The organism is Streptomyces sp. NBC_00448, from assembly GCF_036014115.1.
Taxonomy (GTDB): Bacteria; Actinomycetota; Actinomycetes; order Streptomycetales; family Streptomycetaceae; genus Actinacidiphila.
On sequence record NZ_CP107913.1, the window covers coordinates 5,029,214 to 5,048,826 of the forward strand.

Here is a 19,613-nt window from a genome sequence, read left to right on the forward strand (position 1 = left end):
AACCTGGGCCCGGGGCCGCGGGTGCGACAGAATCGGAGGCGTGGTGATGTTCGGGATTCTGGGGGCGACGCGGGTCATCGGTGTCGATGGCGCCGAGGTCGGGCTGGGTGGGCCGCGGCGGCGGGCCGTGCTCGCCCTGCTCGCGCTGGATGCCGGGCGGGTGGTGGGGGCGGATCGGCTGATCAGCGGCCTGTACGGGGTGGACGTGCCGGCGGGGGCCGCGAACGCGGTGCAGTCGCAGATCTCGCGGCTGCGGCAGGTACTGCCGGTGGCGGTGGAGGGGCACCCGTCGGGGTACCGCCTCGCGGCGGAGCCGGATCAGGTGGACGCGTACCGGTTCGAGCGGCTGGCGCGGTGCGGGCGGGAGGCGCTGGCGGCCGGGCAGCCGGACGTGGCCGCCGGGCGGCTGCGGGACGCCCTCGGGTTGTGGCGGGGCCCCGCGCTGGCGGATGTGGGGGACGCGCCGTTCGTGGTGGCCCAGGCGGCGCGGTGGGAGGAGCTGCGGCTGGGGGCGGTGGAGGACCGGGTCGACGCGGAGTTGGCGCTCGGCCGGCACCGCGAGGTGGTCGCGGAACTGGGGGAGTTGGTGGCCGCGCATCCCCTGCGGGAGCGGCTGCGGGGGCAGTTGATGCGGGCGCTGTACGGCAGCGGGCGGCAGGCGGAGGCGCTGGCGGCGTACGACGTCGCCCGGCGGGAGCTGGCCGATTCGCTGGGGGCCGACCCGGGGCCGGAGCTGGCCGCGGTCCACCTCGCGGTGCTGCGCGGCGACCCGGCGCTGATGCCGGACCGGTCGCCGGACCTGTCGCTGGACCGGCCGTTGGGTGGAGCGATCAGCGGGGCATCAGGCAGCCCGGCCGCCGGGGCGGGTACGTCGGAGCTGCCGGCGTCCGCCGGTTCGACGGCGCCGGGCGGCACCATGCCCGCGCCCCCCTCCCCGGACGGGCCCGCGGCCCTACCGCTCGGGACAACCGCGCATGTTCCACGTGAAACAGTCCCGGAAGCCCATGTTCCACGTGGAACATCGCCGCAGCCCCACCACGAACTTCCGGCCCAGCTCACCAGCTTCGTCGGCCGCGAGACGGAAATCGCCCGGCTCGGCGAGCAGTTGGCGCACCGCCGACTGGTCACACTGATCGGCCCCGGCGGCGCGGGCAAGACCCGGCTCGCGGTGGAGGCGGCCGGGCGGCACCCGGACGACGTGAGGTTCGTGGAACTGGCCGGGCTCGACGACGGCGCCGCCTTGGCCCGGGCTGTCCTCGCCGGCCTCGGGCTTCGCGAAGGCGGGCTGTTGCCGGCAGGCGGCCCGGGGGCCGCGACCACCTCCGGCGCCGCCAACGCCACCCCCGACCCGCTGGCCCGGATCACAGCCGCGCTGGCCGACCGCCCGCTGCTGCTCGTACTCGACAACTGCGAGCACGTGGTGGCCGAGGCCGCCTACTTCGTCGAGCGCCTGCTCGCCGGGTTGCCCCTGCTGCGGGTCCTCGCCACCAGCCGCGAAGCGCTCGGCATCAACGGCGAGGTGCTCTGCCCGGTGCCGACCCTGGCGCTGCCGCGGCCCGGCGCCGACCGAGACATGGTGCTCGCCTCCCCCGCCGTTCGGCTCTTCGTGGCGCGTGCCGCGGCCGTCCGTCCCGACTTCGACCCGACCGCCGACCCGGCGACCGTGGACGCCGTGCTGCGGCTGTGCACCGCCCTCGACGGACTGCCGCTGGCGATCGAGCTGGCCGCGGCCCGGCTGCGTTCGCTGTCGGTCGTCGACATCGCCGCCCGGCTCGGCGCGCTGCCCGCCACCGACGACGAGGTGCCGTACAGCCTCGGCGTGCGGCCGGACGCGCTCTTCCGGCTGCTGTCCCGCGGCAGTCGCACCGCGCAGCCGCGTCAGCGCACCCTGCGCGGGGTGGTGGAGTGGAGCTGGGAGCTGCTCCCGGCGGACGAGCGGGCGGTGCTGCGCCGTGCTTCGGTCTTCGCCGGCGGATGGACGCTGGCCGCCGCGGAGGCGGTCTGCGCGGACCAGCCCGAGCAGCCGTCCGACCAACCCGACCAGCCCGGTCGGCCCGGCGCCGACAGGAGTCGTCCTCCCGCCGCCGGCACCCCCCGCATCGCCCCGGACGACGTCCTCGACCTGGTCGCCGCGCTCGTCGAGAAGTCCCTGGTGGTGGCCCAGCAGCCGGACCCCTCCGGCCGGGTCCGCTACCGCATGCTGGAGTCGATCCGCGCCTACGGCGCCGAGCGGCTGGCCGAAGCGGGCGAGGCCGGGCGCACCCAACGGGCCCACATCGCCTACTTCCTGGACTTCGCGCTCGACGCCGACCCGCACCTGCGCCGCGCAGAACAGGTGGAGTGGCTGCGGCTGTACTCCGACGACAACGACAACTTCCGGGCCGCCCTGCACCGCTCCCTTGCCGCCGGCGACGTCCCCGCCACGATGCGGCTGATCGCGGCGCTGTCGTCGTACTGGCTGCTGCGCGGGGTGCGTTACGAGGGATTCAGGGCCGCTCGGCAGGTGCTCGCGGAACTCGGACCGAACCCGCCGGAGGGCATGGAGGAGGAGTACGCCCTCTGCGTGCTGGCCGTGGTCGGCGCGCTCTCCGACGCCGAGGCGTACGCCGAACACGTGGCGGCGGCCACCGTCGTCGTCGACCGGATGCAGCGGATATCCCGGCGCTTCCCCGTCCTCACGCTGCTGTGGGCGCCGTTCGCGGGGGCGCCGGACGAGAGCCTCGACACCCTCGCGGTGCTGGAGGAGGTGCTCTCCGAGCGGGACGACCCGTGGTACCGCGCGCTGGGCCACCTCGGCGCCGGCTTCCAGGCGTGGATGTCGCACGCCGACGCGGACGCCGCGCAGCGCGAATGCGGCCTCGCCTTCGAGTACTTCGAGCAGCGGGGCGACCGCTGGGGCATGATCACCTGCCTCAACGTGCTCGCCGATCTCGCCGACTACCGCGGCCGGCTCCAAGAGGCCATCGACCTGCTCGGCCGCGCCCTGGAACTGGCCGAGGAACTGGACTCCGCCCTGGACATGGCCGAACTGCTCTGCAACCGCGCCGCGTACAGCCTGCGGGCGGAGGAGTACGAGGCCGCGACCGCGTACTGCGAGCGGGCCCTGCAACTGTCCCGGCGGGCCGGCTCGCCGGAGACGCTGGCGATGGCCCACCTCGGGCTCGGCGAGGCCGCCCGGCTGGCCGGCGACCTCACGACGGCACGGGCGCTGTGCGAGCAGGCACTCCAGGAGTGCCCGCGCGGTTGGTTCTCCAGCGACAGCATGCGTTCCTCGGCACTGGTCGCACTCGGGCGGATCGCGGTGGCCAAGGGCGACGCGGCCGGTGCCCGGGACCGGCTCCGGGAGGCGGCCACGAACGGTGGGGTGTCGATGCAGTTCCCGATGACCGGCGCGCTCGTGGCCGTGGCCGCCGCCGGGCTCGCGGTGCTGACCGGCGACCCGCACCGGGCCGCGCTGCTGCTCGGCGCCGCGCACGCCCTGCGCGGGGGCCCGCCCGGCGGACCCGACGCCCGGGCCGCGGACGCCGCCGCTCGTACGGCACTGGGCGACGGCCGCTACGAGGAGGCGTACGCGAGCACCGCCGGGCTGGACCGGGCGGCCGCGCTCGCCCGGGCGACGGAGTACCTCGTCGGCGTGTGACACGACTCGCGGTCGCTGCTCCCCCCTCCTGCCCGCTGCTGCCCGCCCCGGTCGGCCGCTCACCGCCCCACCGCCTCGGCACCACCCCTGCGACCTCCCCCCAGAGCGTTCCGCGGAACCCGCGCGCACAGCCCCCGACCTGCACGGACATCCGCTGTCAGCGCGCGGTGCGCCGCCGGTCAGCGCGCGGTCAGCTCGCGGTCAGCGCCCCCGCCCACGCTCGTCCCCATGACGACGACATCTCCGACCCCGACGCCCGGTGCCGTGGCCGGGGGCCGCCGCTGGGCCGTCCTGGCCATCTGCTGCGTGGCCGCCGCCCTCCTCGGTATCGACAACAGCGTGCTGAACTACGCGCTGCCGAGCCTGTCCGACCAGCTCCACCCGTCCTCCACGCAACTGCTGTGGATCGTCGACGTGTACGGCTTCGTCCTCGGCGGTCTGCTGATCTTCGCGGGCAGCCTGGGCGACCGGATCGGCCGCAAGCGGCTGCTGCTGATGGGCGTGGCCGGCTTCGGCGCCGCCTCCGCGCTCACCGCCTACGCCGACGGCCCGGGGACGCTGATCGCCGCCCGCGCGCTGCTCGGCGTCGCGGGGGCGACGATCATGCCCTCCACGCTGTCCCTGGTCCGCAACGCCTTCACCGACCCCAAGGAGCGCACCACCGCGATCGGCGTGAGCAGCGGCGTCGGCGCGGCCAGCTTCGCGCTCGGCCCGGTCGTCGGCGGTCTGCTGCTCGACCACTTCTGGTGGGGTTCGGTCTTCCTGATCAACGTGCCGCTGATGGCACTGGTGCTGGCGGTCGGCACGGTCATCCTGCCGGAGTCCAGGAACCCGCACCCGGGTCGGCTCGACTGGATCAGCGTGCCGCTGTCGATCGCCGGGATGCTCGGCATCATCTACGCGATCAAGACCGCCGCCCGCAACGGCGTCGACGACCCCGCGGTGTGGATCAGCGCGGTGGTCGGGGTGATCTCCCTGACCACCTTCCTGCGCCGTCAGAGGCGTCTCGCCGAGCCCCTGCTGGACCTGAAGTTCTTCCGCAACGCCGCGTTCTCCGGCGCCCTGGCCTCGAACACCGTCGCGCTGTTCACCTCGTCCACGCTCTCGCTGGCCTGCTCGCTCTACTTCCAGGTCGTGCACGGCTGGTCGCCGCTCATGGCGGGCCTCGCGCTGCTGCCCGGCCCGCTCTCGGCGGCCGTCGGGGCGCCCGCCTCCACGCTGCTGGTCCACCGCGTGGGCCGGGCCCGTACGGTCGCGCTCGGCCTGCTGCTGATGTCCGTGAGCACCGCGGCGCTCGCCCGGGTCACCCCGCACACCGACTACTGGCACCTGCTGCCGATCCTCGTCGTGAACGGCCTCGGCATCACCTTCACCTTCGCCGTCACCTCCGACACGATCCTGGCGAGCGTGTCCAGGAAGAGGGTCGGTGCGGCCGCGGCGATCTCCGAGACCGGCATGGAGCTGGGCGGCGCGCTCGGCATCGCGATCCTCGGCTCGGTGCTCACCACCCTGTACCGCAACGACCTGCGGCTGCCGGGGCAGCTGAGCGCCGATCAGAGGTCGGCGGCCCGCGAGTCCGTGGCAGGCGGCGTGCAGACCGGCGGGCAGCTCGCCGGCGCGACCGGGCAGCACGTCGTGGACGCGGCCCGGCAGGCGTTCACCCACAGCATGCACATCACCATGCTGGCTGCCGCGGCGGTGATGCTGGTCGGCGCGGTGTTCGCGCTGCGCATGCTCAAGGGCGTCCCCGCCGTGCTGGACCAGCACGCCGAAGACGCCGACCCGATGGTGCCGGAGCAGTCGGGCGCCGGTTCGGAAGCGGGGCACGCGGCGACGGCCTGAGCCGAGCGGCCACCGCGCCGCCCGGAGTTGTCCACTCCCGCCGCCCACCACGCCCGGGCGTCCACTCCCGACGTCCACCGGGTCCCCGACGTCCACCAGATCCTCGACGTCCACCGGTCCCCCGACGCCGCACCGGCCGGCGTCGGGGCGACGCCGGCCGGTGCGGTTCCCAGCGGTGTGGAGCAGGGCTGCCGGGTTCCTACTGGTCCCCTTCTTCCCGCTTGCGGTCCGCCTCCGCCTGCTTCGCGCGTACCTCGTCGTCCAGGTCGCCGGCCCCGGCGGAGCCGTCGACGTGGTCGATCGTGGACGCCGAGCCGGCCGAGGAGCCGTTCACGGAGCCGCCGTCGAGCGGGTCCACCACCGTGAGGGTGGCGCTGCCGTTCATCGACGCCCGGTCCGCCACATCGGTGGCCTCGGACGGCTCGACCAGCCATTCCGGGTTGTTCTGCTTGTTCCACCACCTCCAGGCGGCGACCGCGGCGCCGCAGCACACGGCCACCAGCACCACGTCGCGAGCGGTCCGCCCGGCCTTCTTGCGGAACATCCGGCGCCGGACCAGCCGGTCGATGTCGGTGGCGGACACCTGGCCGCGCAGGGCCTGCAGGGCGGCCGCACCGCGCAGCACGACCTCGTCCTTGGCCGGCCCGGCCACGGAACGGGTCGCGGCGACCGCGGTACCGACCTTCGGGGCCGTGTACTCGGTGGCGGCCTTCGCGCCGTCCGCCGTGCGGCGGGCCGCCGTCTCCACGGCACTCGCGGCCTTGGGCGGCACCGCGGCCCACGCCTGATCACGGGCCTGGCCGACCCGGGGGGCGAGCCTGGCCTCGTACTGCTGCCTGGCGACGGCTCCCGCCTGGCGCCCGTAGACGCCTGCCTGCCTGCCGTACTGCCTGCCGTAAACCACAGCGTTCTCCTTCGCCGTGGTCGCGTACGGTGCCGCCACCTCCGCGGCGTGCCGCACGCTGTCCTTCGTCACGTCGGCCGCGTGGCGCACGCTGTCGATGCGGGTCACAGGAACCTCCTCCTCGGTGGTTCGGTGGCGTACGGTTTTCGCCTGTCCACCCGGTTTGAAATCATGCCCGGCCGCCCGAAGTACGGCATGTGCGGCAAGCCATACGGGTCAGTCGGCCCGATTCCCGTGGTACCGCCGCGGTGGCCCGGGGCAGGGACGGCGATCGGGCCCACGGCACCGGACGGACCGTGCGAGGATTTGTCCCTGTCAGCGAAGATTCATGGAAGGTAGAACGTGGCCGAGCAGCTCTACGCCACCTTGCGGACCAACCACGGGGACATCGTGATCCGGCTTCTGCCGAACCACGCCCCGAAGACGGTCGCGAACTTCGTCGGGCTCGCCGAGGGCAGCCGGGAGTGGACCGATCCGCGGACCGGTGATCCGTCGCACGGGAAGCTCTACGACGGCACCGTCTTCCACCGCGTCCTGTCGGGCTTCATGATCCAGGGCGGCGACCCGCTGGGGGACGGCACCGGCGGCCCCGGCTACGAGTTCCCCGACGAGTTCCACCCCGACCTGGCCTTCGACCGGCCCTACCTGCTGGCGATGGCGAACGCGGGCCCGAACACCAACGGCTCGCAGTTCTTCGTCACCGTGGCGCCCACCACCTGGCTGACCCACAAGCACACCATCTTCGGCGAGGTCGCCGACGACGCCAGCAGGAAGGTGGTGGACGGCATCGTCGGCACCCCGACGAACCCGCACACCAACCGCCCGCTCAGCGACGTGGTCCTGGAGACGGTGCTGATCGAGCGGCGCACCTCCTGACGCCGATCCCGTAGTCTTCGGGGAACATCGCGCCCCGCCCGCACGTACTAGTGGGCGGGGCGTACGGGTGCACAGCCGGCGCAGGGCGCGGGCACAGGTGCGCGCGAGTTGTCGTCGGGTGTCGTCAGGGGAGTGGACTTCATGGACCAGCCGGTCTGCTGCTATCGGCACCCGGACCGGGAGACCGGTATCCGCTGCACGCGGTGCGAGCGGCCGATCTGCCCGGCGTGCATGGTCAGCGCGTCGGTCGGGTTCCAGTGCCCGGACTGCGTGGCCCAGGCCAACCAGACCGCCCACCAAACCTCCCAGCCCCGTACGGTCACCGGCGGCCGGGTCGGCGCGGGCGACCCGTTCCTGATCACGAAGATCCTCATCGCGGTGAACGTCGCGCTGTGGCTGGTGGAGCTGGCGGTCGGCGGGTCCGGCGCCGGCACGGTGTCGGAGAACTACGGGCTGTACGCGGTCTGCGGGCACGACATGTTCGGCCACCAGGTGTGCGGCGGCGCCGCCGACGGTCAGTGGTACCGGGTGATCACCTCGGCGTTCCTGCACGAGCGCACCAACCCGCTGCACATCGGCTTCAACATGCTGACGCTGTGGTGGATCGGCGCCCCGCTGGAGCAGCGGATCGGCCGGGCGCACTACCTCGCGCTGTACTTCGTCTCCGCGCTCGGGGCGAGCGCCGCGGTGCTGCTGCTCGCGCCGGACGCGCTCACCATCGGCGCCTCGGGGGCGATCTTCGGACTGTTCGGCGCGACCGCCGTCTACATGCGGCGGGCGCGCTACGACATGCGGCCGATCCTGATCCTCCTCGGCCTGAACATCCTCTTCAGCTTCACCTGGAGCGGGGTGAGTTGGCAGGCGCACGTCGGCGGTCTGGTGGCCGGCACCCTGGTGGCCATAGGGATGCTCTACGCCCCGCGGGAGCGGCGGTCAGTGGTGCAGTGGGGGTCCACCGCGGCGGTGCTGCTGGCCTCGATCGCCATCATCGGCGTGGCTGTGGCGCAAGTCACGTCCTGACCGTCGAGGACCGTCGAGCCGGCCCGTGTCCCTGGCGTTGATCAGACGTTATCCACAGTGGGACGGAATCTCCGGGGGCGGCTCACCGCGTTGTGCACAACTGGTGGGAAGCGCTGTGCGGAGGGTCACCGGACCCGGTTTGACCAGGTTTTCCCTGCAAGATCAACGAAAGACCGGTGGCCGCCGCAGCGACCACCGGTCGTACCGGCGTCAACTCCGTAGAGGTTATCCACAGATCTTCTGACCTTTTCCCCACTGTGGATAACCGTGTGGACAAGTGCGCGAGACCAACCTCGACGTGCTACTTCCACTGCGTGGAGACGACGAAGCCGCCGGCGATGAAGCCGAAGCCGACCACGATGTTCCAGTTGCCGAGGGCGTCCACCGGGAGGTCGCCCCGCGTCACGTAGAACAGGACGATCCAGGCCAGCCCGACGACGAAGAACGCCAGCATCAGCGGCGCGACCCAGCCGCGGTTGCCGAGCTTTATCGCGGTGGCCTTGGAGGGCGGCGGGGTGAAGTCCGCCTTCTTGCGAATCCGTGACTTCGGCACGAGGGATCTCCTGTCGATGCGCTGCGTAACCGCACGGGTCTGTGGGGTCAGCCTGGCGGGTGAGGGACGGTGGGAGGCGGTGCCGCTCCCGGGCGTCCGTTAGCGTAGTGCTTCCCTTGGGTTGTAAGGAGAAGGGTATTTGGTGACCGGAGCCGGTGGCACCTCCCCCGCCCCTACATCTCGCGCTGTATCCCGCACGGTAGCGCTGCGCGTGCTCAGTGCGGGAGTCTTCGCGCTGGCCGGACTGATCTTCTGGACCAGTTTCGACACCGCCAAGGGCGTCGACATCCGCAGCGACGACCCGCTGCCGAAGCTGTCGGACAACATCCGGGCGAAGAACGCGCAGAACGAGAAGCTGGACAAGTCGCTCGCGGACGTGCGCTCCGACGTGGACCGGCTGACCCGGCAGCGCGGCGGGCTCAGTCCCGCCGAGCGGGCCCGGATCGACGCCCTCGGCAAGGCGGCCGGCACCTCCCCGCTGACCGGACCGGCCCTCGAGGTCACGCTCGACGACGCCCCGCCGAACGCCACCCCGCTGGTGCCCGGCGTGCCCGACCCGCAGCCGAACGACCTGGTCATCCACCAGCAGGACCTGCAGGCCGTGGTCAACGCGCTGTGGCAGGGCGGCGCCCAGGGCATCCGCGTCATGGACCAGCGGCTGATCGCGACCAGCGCGGTCCGCTGCGTCGGCAACACCCTCATCCTCCAGGGCCGGGTGTACTCCCCGCCCTACCGCATCACCGCGATCGGCGACCGGAGCCGGCTGCGCAAGGCGATCGACGCCAGCCCGGCGATCCGCAACTACCTCCAGTACGTGCAGGCGTACGGCCTCGGCTGGAAGGTGACGGCGGCCGGCCGGACCACGCTGCCCGGCTACACCGGATCGGTGGACCTCCGCTATGCGACGCCTGTGGACCAGCCGTGAACGGCCCCGCCGACCGGCCCGCACGGGCGCGCGCACAGGTCGATCCCATGCCGAAGCTTTGTCCCATGGACCCCCCTTGGTCGCCGATCTCCCTTTACCCTGTTGCGGGGACTCAGAAGGAAGGCACCGCATGTACGGCTGGATCTGGCGGCATCTGCCGGGCAACCTGTGGGTGAGGGCGTTGATCTCACTCCTGTTGGTCCTCGCGGTCGTCTACATCCTCTTCCAGTACGTGTTCCCGTGGGCGGAGCCGCTGCTGCCGTTCAACGACGTGACCGTCGACAACGGGATGACCGCAGTCCAGCACGGGGTGGCCGCAGTCCGATGAGCGCACGCATTCTCGTGGTCGACAACTACGACTCCTTCGTCTTCAACCTGGTCCAGTACCTCTACCAACTCGGCGCCGAGTGCGAGGTGCTGCGCAACGACGAGGTGGAACTCGCGCACGCCGACGAGGGGTTCGACGGGGTGCTGCTCTCCCCCGGCCCCGGTACCCCCGAGGAGGCCGGGGTGTGCGTGGACATGGTCCGGCACTGCGCGGAAACCGGCGTACCGGTCTTCGGCGTCTGCCTTGGTGTGCAGTCCATGGCGGTGGCCTACGGCGGAGTGGTCGGCCGGGCGCCGGAACTGCTGCACGGCAAGACCTCGGCGGTGGTGCACGAGGGCTCCGGCGTCTTCGCGGGGCTGCCCTCGCCCTTCACCGCCACCCGCTACCACTCGCTCGCGGTCGAACGGGACACGCTGCCCGACGAGTTGCGGGTGACCGCCTGGACGGAGGACGGGATCATCATGGGGCTCCGGCACCGCGAGGCCGCCGTCGAGGGCGTGCAGTTCCACCCGGAGTCGGTGCTCACCGAGTGGGGACACCGCATGCTCGCCAACTGGCTCGCCGAATGCGGCGAACCAGGGGCGGTGGAACGGTCGCACGGACTGGCCCCGGTGGTCGGGACGGGCGTACCCGTCGGGAAGGCCGGGAGGTGACCACGCTCCGGCCGGAGCGTGCCTCCGACGGCTCGATGTCCTACGAGGACACCGGGCAGTTCGAGGTTGCCGTCGGACAGCTCGCGGACCCGCTCAACGACCCGCTGCCCGGCCGCCCTCCGGTGGTCGAGGGTTCACCGCAGCCGCTGGGTTCACCGGGGCCGCTGGGTTCGCCGCAGCACCAGGGCCCGCCGCAGTCGCAGCCGCAGGGGCCGCAAGGACCTCCGCAGTCCCACGGCTCGCCCTGGTTCCGCGCGGAGGAGATGGCACGGCCGCCGCAGCCGGAGCCGATGGCGCCCCCGACACAGGCGGGGCGGATGCCGCCGCCGACACAGCCGGCGCCGATCGGGGAACCGGCCGCTCCGGACCTGATGCCCGGCCCCATTCGCTCGCCCGCCCCCGCCCACGCTCCAGCCCCGGCACCCGAACCCCTGTCCATGCCGGAGCCGGACGAGACCGCGCAGATGCCCCTCCTCACCGACGCGGACGAGCCGGGTCCCGCGGCCACCCTCGCGCCGGTGCCAGGATCACCCGGTCCCGGGCCGGCCGGAGCGGACGGTGGCCGCGCCGCCAGACGCAAGGCGGCCGCCCGCGGCGGCGGCCACCGGGCCCGGGGCCGTAACAGCCCCTCCACGGCCGCGGCGAGCGCCGCTGCCGGCTCCGCCGCAGAGCACGCCGAGCAGCAGCCGGCCGTGCCGCTGAGCCGGGTGGAGGCCCGCCGGGCCGCCAAGGCCGCCAAGGACAGCCCCGCGGTGGTGATCAGCCGGATCGTCGGCGAGCTGTTCATCAGCCTCGGCGTCGTGATGCTGCTGTTCGTCACCTACCAGTTGTGGTGGACCAACGTCCGGGCGCACGCCCAGGCCAACAGCGCGTCGAACAACCTGGAGCACCAGTGGGACAGCGGCTCGGGTGATCCCAGCCGGGCGGCGGGCACCTTCTCCCCCGGCCAGGGCTTCGCGATCATGTACATCCCGAAGTTGGACGTCAAGGCCCCGATCGCCCAGGGCGTCAGCACCACCAAGGTGCTCAACAAGGGCATGATCGGCCACTACGACGGCGCTCCCGTGAACACCGCGATGCCGTGGGACAAGACCGGCAACTTCGCGGTCGCCGCCCACCGCAACACCCACGGCGAGCCCTTCCGCTACATCAACCACCTGGTCACCGGTGACAAGGTCGTGGTCGAGACCTCCACCACGTACTACACCTACACCGTGACCAGTTCGCTGCCGACCACCCCGCCCACCAACACCAGCGTCCTCGAACCCGTACCGCCCGGTTCCGGCTTCACCAAGCCGGGCCGCTACATCACGCTCACCACGTGCACCCCCGAATTCACCAGCACCAACCGGCTGATCGTCTGGGGCAAGCTCACCGAGGAGCGTGCGCGCAGCAAGGGCAAGCCCGACGCGCTCGTCAATGGCTGAGGGCGCGACAACAGAACGGAACAGCGTGACCACCGAGAACCGCACCGGGCGGGGCCGAGTCGCGGCCACCATCAGCGTCATCGGCGAGGTCCTCATCACCGTCGGGCTGGTCCTCGCGCTGTTCGTCGTCTACTCGCTGTGGTGGACGAACGTGATCGCCGACCGGCACGCGCGCAAGGCGGGCGACAAGGTCCGCAAGGACTGGGCCCAGGGCCCCTCCGGCGGCGGCAACAGCGCCCCGCGCGGCCTGGACACCAAGGACGGCATAGGTTTCCTGCACGTGCCGGCGATGGGCAGGCACTACGAGGTGCTGGTGAAGAAGGGCACCGCCACCGACGTGCTCAACGAGGGCGTGGCCGGCTACTACACCAAGCCCACGCCGTCCGCGATGCCCTGGGACAACACCGGCAACTTCACCGTCGCCGCGCACCGCGACGGACACGGCGCCAAGTTCCACAACATCGACAAGATCCACGACGGCGACCCGATCGTCTTCGAGTCCAAGGACACCTGGTACGTCTACAAGGTCTACAAGGTCCTCGACCAGACCTCGAAGTACAACGTCGCGGTGACCGACCAGGTCCCCAAGGAGTCCGGCAAGACCAAGCCGGGCCGCTACATCACGCTCACCACCTGCACGCCCGTCTACACCTCGCTCTACCGCTACGTGGTCTGGGGCCAGCTGGTGCGCACGCAGAAGGTCGACCCGCAGCGCACCCCGCCGGCAGAGCTGAAGTGACGCGGCGCTAGCGCGGACACGACGCAGGGCCCGCAGGCTTCCCCGCCTGCGGGCCCTGCTGCGTCGTTCGCCGTGCCGGCCGGCGTCGTCCTCAGTGGCCGAAGCCGTTGCCTCCGCCCACCGCGGTGAGGGTCACCGGCTGCCCCTCCTGGAGCTGGGTGCCCGCCCCCGGGTCGACCTGGAAGACCTTGGCGTTGTCGTCGGCCTGGTTGCCCGTCATGTCGACCGCGGTGATCTGCAGGTTCAGGTTCAGCGCCTGGAGTTCCTGCTTGGCCTGACCGACGGTCTTGCCCGTCAGGTCGCCCGGCATGGTCGCCGGCGGCTGCTGGCTCTGCTGCGGCCCCGAGGAGACGGTCAGCACGATCGCGGTGTCCAGCGACTGCTCGCCCGCGTTCGGATCGGGTGTCTGGCTGATGACGCTGCCCTGGGGCGTCTCGTCGGACGGCTGGTCCGTGCCCCGGGTGATGTTCGTGAAGCCCTGCGTCTTGAGCGCGCTGACCGCCTGGTCGTAGGTGTCGCCCTTGACGTTGGTCGGGGTGACCTTCTTCGGCTGCACCGCGACGGTCAGGGTGATCGTCGAGCCCTTGGCGACCTTGGTGCCGCCCTTCGGGTCCTGGCTGAGGACGGTGCCGGCGTCCACGGTGGTGGACGTCTGGGTCTTCTGCTCGACCTGGAAGCCCTGCTTGGTCAGCTCGGTGTTCGCGTCGTCGAACTTGTCGTTGGTCACATCCGGCACCGCGATCGGTGCGGAGCCCTTCGACAGGTTGACGGTGACCGTCTTGTCCGACGGGATCTCGGAGTCGGCCTTCGGGTCCTGCTGGCAGACCAGGTTCTTGTCGACGTTCGGGCAGAAGACCGCCGGGCCCTTGACCAGCTTGATGCCGACGTTGTCCGCCTTGGCCTGGGCGTCGGTCATCGAGACGTTGGTGAAGTCCGGCACGGTGCCGCCGCTCTGGGCGTGCCCGCCGAACAGCGACTTGCCGAGGAAGATCGCGCCGATCAGCACCAGCACCGCGGCCACGACCAGCAGCACCGTGGAGGTGTTGCTGGACTTCTTCTGGCGCCGCCGGTCCGGGCGGTCCTCGTAGCCGTAGCCGCCGTCGTCGTCGCGGGCCGGCGGCAGCATCGAGGTCTGCGGGTCGGTCTGCGGCGGCATCGCGGTGGTGGCCGCCGTGTCGCCGTACTGGTGCGGGTAGCCGTAGCCGGCCGCGCCCATCATGGCGGTGGCGCCGACCGGCTGGCCGTCCAGCGCCGCCTCCACGTCGGCCCGCATCTCGTCGGCCGACTGATAGCGGTAGTCCGGGTCCTTGGTCAGCGCCTTCAGCACGATGGCGTCCATCGCCGGGGTGACCTCGGGGTCGTACACCGACGGCGGCTGCGGCTCCTCGCGCACGTGCTGGTACGCCACCGCGACCGGCGAGTCGCCGACGAACGGCGGCCGGACGGTCAGCAGCTCGTACAGCAGGCAACCCGTCGAGTACAGGTCGGAGCGCGCGTCGACCTGCTCGCCCTTGGCCTGCTCGGGCGAGAGGTACTGCGCGGTGCCGATCACCGCGGCGGTCTGGGTCATGGTCATGCCGGACTCGCCCATCGCGCGGGCGATGCCGAAGTCCATGACCTTGACCTGGCCGGTGCGGGTCAGCATCACGTTCGCGGGCTTGATGTCGCGGTGCACGATGCCGGCCCGGTGGCTGTACTCCAGGGCCTGCAGGATGCCGACGGTCATCTCCAGCGAGCGCTCCGGCAGCAGCTTGCGCCCGGAGTGCAGCAGCTCGCGCAGGGTGGAGCCGTCGACGTACTCCATCACGATGTACGGGATGGAGACCCCGTCGACATAGTCCTCGCCGGTGTCGTACACGGCGACGATCGAGGGGTGGTTCAGAGAAGCGGCCGACTGGGCCTCACGGCGGAACCGGGCCTGGAAGGACGGATCACGGGCGAGGTCCACCCGTAGCGTCTTCACGGCAACGGTACGGCCGAGGCGCGTGTCATGGGCGAGGTACACCTCGGCCATGCCACCGCGGCCGAGCACCGAGCCCAGCTCGTACCGGCCGCCGAGGCGACGCGGCTCTTCCATAGCTCTGCCCTCTCCTCAATCCCGCTGTCCCAAGCTCAACCCGACATGTGAACCTGTGCCCTACGCCTGCTCGGGGATACGCTACCGGGCGCGCGGCGCGCACATTCGGCTCAGCGGTCCGCTGATATCCGACCGGTATCTGGCTGCGACCCAATCCGGACGTGACGTGTCTCTCACTTGTTGAGCACCGCTTCCATGACGTCCTTGGCGATCGGGGCGGCGAAGCCGCCACCGGAGACGTCGTCGTGGTTGGCGGCTGCGTCCTCGACCACGACCGCCACGGCGACCGGCGACCCCTGGTCGGTCATCGCGTAGGAGACGAACCAGGCGTACGGCGTGCCCTCGTTGTTGATGCCGTGCTGCGCGGTACCGGTCTTGCCGCCCACCTTGACGCCGGAGATCTTGGCGTTGGTGCCGGTACCCGAGTCGACGACGGTCTCCATCATGGACTGGAGCTTCTGCGCGTTCTCCGCCGACAGCGGCTGGCTCATCTGCTTGGGGCTGGTCTGCGCGATGGTGCTCAGGTTCGGCGCGACCAGCTTGTCGACCTCGTACGGCTGCATCAGCTTGCCGTTGTTCGCGATCGCGGAGGCGACCATCGCCATCTGCAGCGGGGTGGCCGTGGTGTCGAACTGGCCGATCGACGACTGCGCGACGTGGTCGGGGCTCATCTCGGTGTCGAAGTTGCTGGCGTCCGCGCGGACCGGGACGAACTGCTCCTTGTTGAAGCCGAACTGCTCGGCCTCGTCGACCATGTCCTTGAGCCCCACGTTGGCGCCGAGCTTGCCGAAGACGCTGTTGCACGAGTACTTCAGCGCCTTGCGCAGGGACGCGTTCTTGCAGGGGATGTTGCCCTCGTTCGGCAGCGGGGTGGTGGTGCCCGGCAGGATGTACGGGTCCGGGGAGTTCGTGTCCTTGTCGATGTCGCTGACCGCGCCGTTCTGCAGCGCCGCGGCCGCGGTGACCAGCTTGAACGTCGAGCCGGGCGGGTAGGTCTGGCGCAGCGCCCGGTTCAGCGTCGGGTCGTCCGGGTCGTTCTTCTTCCCGACCGCGTTCCAGTTCTTCTCGTCGGTCAGCGAGTTGCCAGCGAAGGAGCCGGGGTCGTACGACGGGGTGCTGGCCATCGCGAGGATCGCGCCGGTGCGCGGGTCGAGCGCCACCACGGCGCCCTTCTTCTTGCCGAGCCCGTTGTACGCGGCGGCCTGCGCCTTGGCGTTCAGCGTGGTCACCACGTTGCCGCCCTGCTTCTGCTTGCCGGTGAGCAGGTCGACGGTGCGGTTGAAGAAGAGCCGGTCGTCGTCGCCGGTGAGGAACTTGTCCTCCACGCCCTCCAGCATGGTGGTGCTGTACGCCTGCGAGGCGTACCCGGTCACCGGCGCCCACATCGGGCCGTCGGTGAAGGTCTGCTTGTACTTGAAGTCGCTGCCGGTGGTCGTGGTGTGCCCGGTGATGGCCTTGCCGTCCACGATGATGTCGCCGCGCGGCTGGGCGAACTGGTTGATCGCCACCCGCCGGTTGTGCGGGTCGCTGGAGAGCTGGCCGGCCTGGACGTACTGCACGTAGTTCACGCGCGCGAGCAGGGCGAGGACGAGGAGGCCGCAGAAGACCGCGACCCGTCGTAGGGGCTTGTTCACTGGCTGCGCACCACCTGGGTCGCTTCGGCATCGGGAGAGGGGGCTGGGCTCGGCGCCGGGCGCCGGGCGGTGTCGCTGATTCTCAGCAGCAGCGCGACCAGCGCCCAGTTGGCGATCACCGAGGAGCCGCCCTGGGCGAGGAACGGCATGGTCATACCGGTCAGCGGGATGAGCCCGGTGACGCCGCCGGCGACCACGAAGACCTGGAGCGCGAAGCCGCCGGACAGGCCGACCGCGAGCAGCTTGCCGAACGGGTCGCGGGCGGCCAGCGCGGTGCGCAGGCCGCGCTCGATCAGCAGCCCGTACAGCAGCAGGATGGCCATCACGCCGGCCAGGCCCAGTTCCTCGCCGACGGTGGCGAGGATGTAGTCGCTCTTCGGGGCGATGCCGCCGATCAGCCGGCTGTAGCCCTCGCCGAGGCCGGAGCCGAACAGGCCGCCGGAGCCGAAGGCGTAACGGGACTGGGCGGTCTCGGTGACGCCGCCGTTCTGGAGGGCGAGCGGGTGCAGCCACTCCTGGACGCGGACCTTGACGTGCGCCTCGGTGGAGCCGACCACGACGGCGCCGCCCGCGCTGAGCAGCAGGCCGAAGACGATCCAGCTGGTCCGCTCGGTGGCCACGTAGAGCATGATCACGAAGAGGCCGAAGAAGAGCAGCGAGGTGCCCAGGTCGGTCTCGAAGACCAGGATCATCAGGCTGAGCGCCCAGATCACCAGGATCGGACCGAGGTCGCGGCCGCGCGGCAGGTACAGGCCCATGAAGCGGCGGGAGGCGAGCGCGAGGGCGTCGCGCTTGACCATCAGGTAGCCGGCGAAGAAGACCGCGATCACGATCTTGGCGAACTCGCCCGGCTGGAGCGAGCCGACGCCGGGGATGGTGATCCAGATCCGGGCGCCGTAGACCGCCGGGAAGAAGATCGGCGCGATCAGCAGGGCGAGCGCGACGATCATCGAGATGTAGGTGTACCGCTGCAGGATGCGGTGGTCCTTGAGGAAGACCAGGACGATGGCGAAGAGCGCCACTCCCAGCGCCGACCACATCAGCTGCTTGGGGGCCATCGGGCCGCCGAGTTGGGCGGTGGTGATGGAGGGTTCCTGATCCAGCCGCCAGATGAGTACCAGGCCGAGGCCGTTGAGGAGGGTCGCGATCGGCAGCATCAGCGGGTCGGCGTAGGGCGCGAACTTCCGCACGAGCAGGTGCGCTATGCCCGCGATGCAGCCCAGGCCGAGGCCGTACTCCGCCAGGCTCGCGGGCACCGAGCCGTGCTTGGCGAGCCCGGCGTCGGCGTAGGCGAAGACGGGGATCGCCACTGCGAAGAGCAGCATGGCCAGTTCGGTGTTGCGGCGGTTGGGCGCGCCGATCGACGTGATCGTCGTGGTGTTGCTGGCGCTCATGACGAGCCGAACCTTCCTGCTGCTTTCCGTACCGGCACTACTGCTGGTCCGTGCTGCACTGCCCGGCCAGCTTCTTCTCGTCGGGCGTCAGCGTCGGACCGGGAGCGGGGGTCGGGGTGGTGGTGACCTTCTTCCCGCCCTGCTGCTTGCCTTCGGAGTTGCCGGCGGCACCGCCGGAGCCGACCGAGTTCTCCGCGTTCTTCGCGGCGTTCTTCGCCTTGTCGGCCACGCTCTGGGCGTCGGCGACCTTCTTGCACACCCCCGCCTGCTGGGCGAGTTCGTCTGCCTTGTCGTTCGCCTGCCCGAGGCTGCTGGTGGCGATGGTGTCCTGCACCTGCTTGCGCTGGTACGACGGCAGGTACTTCAGCGGGATGTCCGCGCGGTCGTGGTGCACCTTGGACAGGCTGAGCCCGACGAGCTTCTGGTCGATGCCCTGGTAGACCGCGACGTGGTCGCCCTTGGCGCCCACGTAGTACTGGGTCTGGGTCCAGGAGTACGCCGCGTACAGGCCGCCGGCCACCACGGCCAGCACCACCAGGGTGATCAGGCTGCGCTTGGGCCACTTGCGCCCGGCGGGCTTGTCGAGGTCGGCCTCGTCGTAGCCGCCGAAGGCGCCGAGCGGGGCGCCGGGCACCGGGTCGCCGCTGCCGGGCGGCCCGAACGCGCCGGACGGGCCGGCCTGGTGCGGGGCGCGGCCCAGCTCGGAGGCGCGGCCGGCCGGGGTGTCCAGATGCCGCGGGTCGTTGGGCTGCGACTGGTGTTCGGCGACCGCGCCGACCACCACCGGGGTGTCGTTGAGCTGTGCGGCCTGGGTGTCGCCGTCGTCGGTGTCCAGCACGTCCGCGACGATGCAGGTGATGTTGTCGGGGCCGCCGCCGCGCAGGGCGAGCTGGATCAGCTCCTGCACGGTCTCGTGCGGGGCCTGGTAGCCGCCGAGGGTGTCCTCCATCGTCTGATGGCTGACCACCCCGGACAGGCCGTCCGAGCAGATCAGGTAGCGGTCGCCGACCCGCACCTCGCGGATGGACAGGTCGGGTTCGACCCGCTCGCCGCTGCCGAGCGCGCGCATCAGCAACGAGCGCTGCGGGTGGGTGGTGGCCTCTTCCTCGGTGATCCGGCCCTCGTCCACCAGCCGCTGCACCCAGGTGTGGTCCTGGGTGATCTGGGTGAGGACGCCGTCCCGCAGCAGGTACGCGCGGGAGTCGCCGACATGCACCAGGCCGAGCCGCTGCCCGGTCCACAGCAGGGCGGTGAGCGTGGTGCCCATGCCCTCCAGCTGCGGGTCCTCCTCGACCATGTGCAGCAACTGGTCGTTGGCCCGCTGCACGGCGGTGCCGAGGGAGGTGAGGATGTCCGAGCCGGGGATGTCGTCGTCGAGCGTGACGATGGAGGAGATCACCTCGGAGGAGGCGACCTCGCCGGCGGCCTGGCCGCCCATGCCGTCGGCGATCGCGAGCAGACGGGGGCCGGCGTAGCCGGAGTCCTCGTTCCCCTCGCGGATCATGCCCTTGTGTGAACCGGCGGCGAAACGCAGGCTCAATGACATGCGTACCTCCCCCGTCGGTTCCGGGTACATCCGCACGCTGCCCACCCTCTCGCTC

At 71.4% G+C, this 19,613-nt stretch carries 15 protein-coding genes; 9 read left to right on the forward strand and 6 right to left on the reverse strand.

Annotated features, from left to right (window positions below):
* Positions 1-46: 46 nt before the first annotated feature.
* Entirely contained in the window at positions 47-3,640 is a 3,594-nt protein-coding gene (locus OG370_RS21440; protein WP_328474291.1) for an AfsR/SARP family transcriptional regulator, read from the forward strand.
* Between the two features lie 228 nt (positions 3,641-3,868).
* Positions 3,869-5,482: an MFS transporter gene (locus OG370_RS21445; RefSeq protein ID WP_328466680.1), complete on the forward strand. Its 1,614-nt coding sequence runs from the start codon at positions 3,869-3,871 to the stop codon at positions 5,480-5,482.
* Between the two features lie 199 nt (positions 5,483-5,681).
* Here OG370_RS21445 and OG370_RS21450 read toward each other — a convergent pair whose 3' ends face one another.
* Positions 5,682-6,494 (reverse strand): DUF5324 family protein, encoded by an 813-nt coding sequence (locus OG370_RS21450; protein ID WP_328466682.1) that lies wholly within the window; start codon positions 6,492-6,494, stop codon positions 5,682-5,684.
* Between the two features lie 234 nt (positions 6,495-6,728).
* Between OG370_RS21450 and OG370_RS21455 the strand changes: the two genes are divergently transcribed.
* Complete coding sequence (locus OG370_RS21455) at positions 6,729-7,262, forward strand: peptidylprolyl isomerase (RefSeq protein WP_328466684.1); 534 nt, start codon at positions 6,729-6,731, stop codon at positions 7,260-7,262.
* A 141-nt stretch (positions 7,263-7,403) separates the two neighbouring features.
* Positions 7,404-8,282, forward strand: a complete 879-nt coding sequence (locus OG370_RS21460; protein WP_328466686.1) for a rhomboid family intramembrane serine protease — start codon at positions 7,404-7,406, stop codon at positions 8,280-8,282.
* A gap of 301 nt (positions 8,283-8,583) precedes the next feature.
* Here OG370_RS21460 and crgA read toward each other — a convergent pair whose 3' ends face one another.
* Entirely contained in the window at positions 8,584-8,835 is a 252-nt protein-coding gene (gene crgA, locus OG370_RS21465; RefSeq protein WP_328466687.1) for a cell division protein CrgA, read from the reverse strand.
* A 205-nt stretch (positions 8,836-9,040) separates the two neighbouring features.
* Between crgA and OG370_RS21470 the strand changes: the two genes are divergently transcribed.
* From OG370_RS21470 to OG370_RS21490, 5 genes are all read left to right on the forward strand, one after another.
* The gene (locus OG370_RS21470; RefSeq protein ID WP_328474293.1) at positions 9,041-9,760 is read left to right on the forward strand and encodes a DUF881 domain-containing protein; all 720 of its coding nucleotides are present in this window, start codon (positions 9,041-9,043) and stop codon (positions 9,758-9,760) included.
* Positions 9,761-9,890: 130 nt separating this feature from the next.
* Entirely contained in the window at positions 9,891-10,088 is a 198-nt protein-coding gene (locus OG370_RS21475) for a hypothetical protein (protein WP_328466688.1), read from the forward strand.
* Positions 10,085-10,741: an aminodeoxychorismate/anthranilate synthase component II gene (locus OG370_RS21480; RefSeq protein WP_328466689.1), complete on the forward strand. Its 657-nt coding sequence runs from the start codon at positions 10,085-10,087 to the stop codon at positions 10,739-10,741. Before OG370_RS21475 ends, OG370_RS21480 begins: the two co-directional genes overlap by 4 nt.
* Before the next feature lie 35 nt (positions 10,742-10,776).
* On the forward strand, positions 10,777-12,168 hold the full coding sequence (locus OG370_RS21485; protein ID WP_443060879.1) for a class E sortase: 1,392 nt from the start codon (positions 10,777-10,779) through the stop codon (positions 12,166-12,168).
* Positions 12,161-12,907 carry a class E sortase gene (locus OG370_RS21490; RefSeq protein WP_443060722.1) on the forward strand — a complete coding sequence of 249 codons (747 nt, stop codon included), beginning with the start codon at positions 12,161-12,163 and terminating at the stop codon, positions 12,905-12,907. The genes OG370_RS21485 and OG370_RS21490 overlap by 8 nt, the downstream gene beginning before the upstream one ends.
* 91 nt (positions 12,908-12,998) lie before the next feature.
* On the opposite strand, the gene pknB is transcribed toward OG370_RS21490, so the two are convergent.
* The 4 genes from pknB to OG370_RS21510 all read right to left on the reverse strand — a co-directional run bounded on the left by pknB (position 12,999) and on the right by OG370_RS21510 (position 19,588).
* Positions 12,999-14,984, reverse strand: a complete 1,986-nt coding sequence (pknB, locus tag OG370_RS21495; protein WP_328466695.1) for a Stk1 family PASTA domain-containing Ser/Thr kinase — start codon at positions 14,982-14,984, stop codon at positions 12,999-13,001.
* A gap of 173 nt (positions 14,985-15,157) precedes the next feature.
* Complete coding sequence (locus tag OG370_RS21500) at positions 15,158-16,618, reverse strand: peptidoglycan D,D-transpeptidase FtsI family protein (RefSeq protein ID WP_328466697.1); 1,461 nt, start codon at positions 16,616-16,618, stop codon at positions 15,158-15,160.
* Complete coding sequence (locus OG370_RS21505; protein WP_328466699.1) at positions 16,615-18,012, reverse strand: FtsW/RodA/SpoVE family cell cycle protein; 1,398 nt, start codon at positions 18,010-18,012, stop codon at positions 16,615-16,617. Before OG370_RS21505 ends, OG370_RS21500 begins: the two co-directional genes overlap by 4 nt.
* Positions 18,013-18,049: 37 nt before the next feature.
* A complete protein-coding gene (locus OG370_RS21510) occupies positions 18,050-19,588 on the reverse strand; it encodes a Stp1/IreP family PP2C-type Ser/Thr phosphatase (protein WP_328474295.1) in 1,539 nt (512 codons plus the stop codon).
* Positions 19,589-19,613: the final 25 nt, after the last annotated feature.

Coding starts and splice junctions, on each gene's coding strand:
- OG370_RS21445 (WP_328466680.1), top strand. CDS start 3,869: ATGACGACGACATCTCCGACCCCGACGCCCGGTGCCGTGGCCGGGGGC.
- OG370_RS21505 (WP_328466699.1), bottom strand. CDS start 18,012: ATGAGCGCCAGCAACACCACGACGATCACGTCGATCGGCGCGCCCAAC.
- pknB (WP_328466695.1), bottom strand. CDS start 14,984: ATGGAAGAGCCGCGTCGCCTCGGCGGCCGGTACGAGCTGGGCTCGGTG.
- OG370_RS21490 (WP_443060722.1), top strand. CDS start 12,161: ATGGCTGAGGGCGCGACAACAGAACGGAACAGCGTGACCACCGAGAAC.
- OG370_RS21475 (WP_328466688.1), top strand. CDS start 9,891: ATGTACGGCTGGATCTGGCGGCATCTGCCGGGCAACCTGTGGGTGAGG.
- OG370_RS21440 (WP_328474291.1), top strand. CDS start 47: ATGTTCGGGATTCTGGGGGCGACGCGGGTCATCGGTGTCGATGGCGCC.
- OG370_RS21485 (WP_443060879.1), top strand. CDS start 10,777: ATGTCCTACGAGGACACCGGGCAGTTCGAGGTTGCCGTCGGACAGCTC.
- OG370_RS21480 (WP_328466689.1), top strand. CDS start 10,085: ATGAGCGCACGCATTCTCGTGGTCGACAACTACGACTCCTTCGTCTTC.
- OG370_RS21460 (WP_328466686.1), top strand. CDS start 7,404: ATGGACCAGCCGGTCTGCTGCTATCGGCACCCGGACCGGGAGACCGGT.
- OG370_RS21510 (WP_328474295.1), bottom strand. CDS start 19,588: ATGTACCCGGAACCGACGGGGGAGGTACGCATGTCATTGAGCCTGCGT.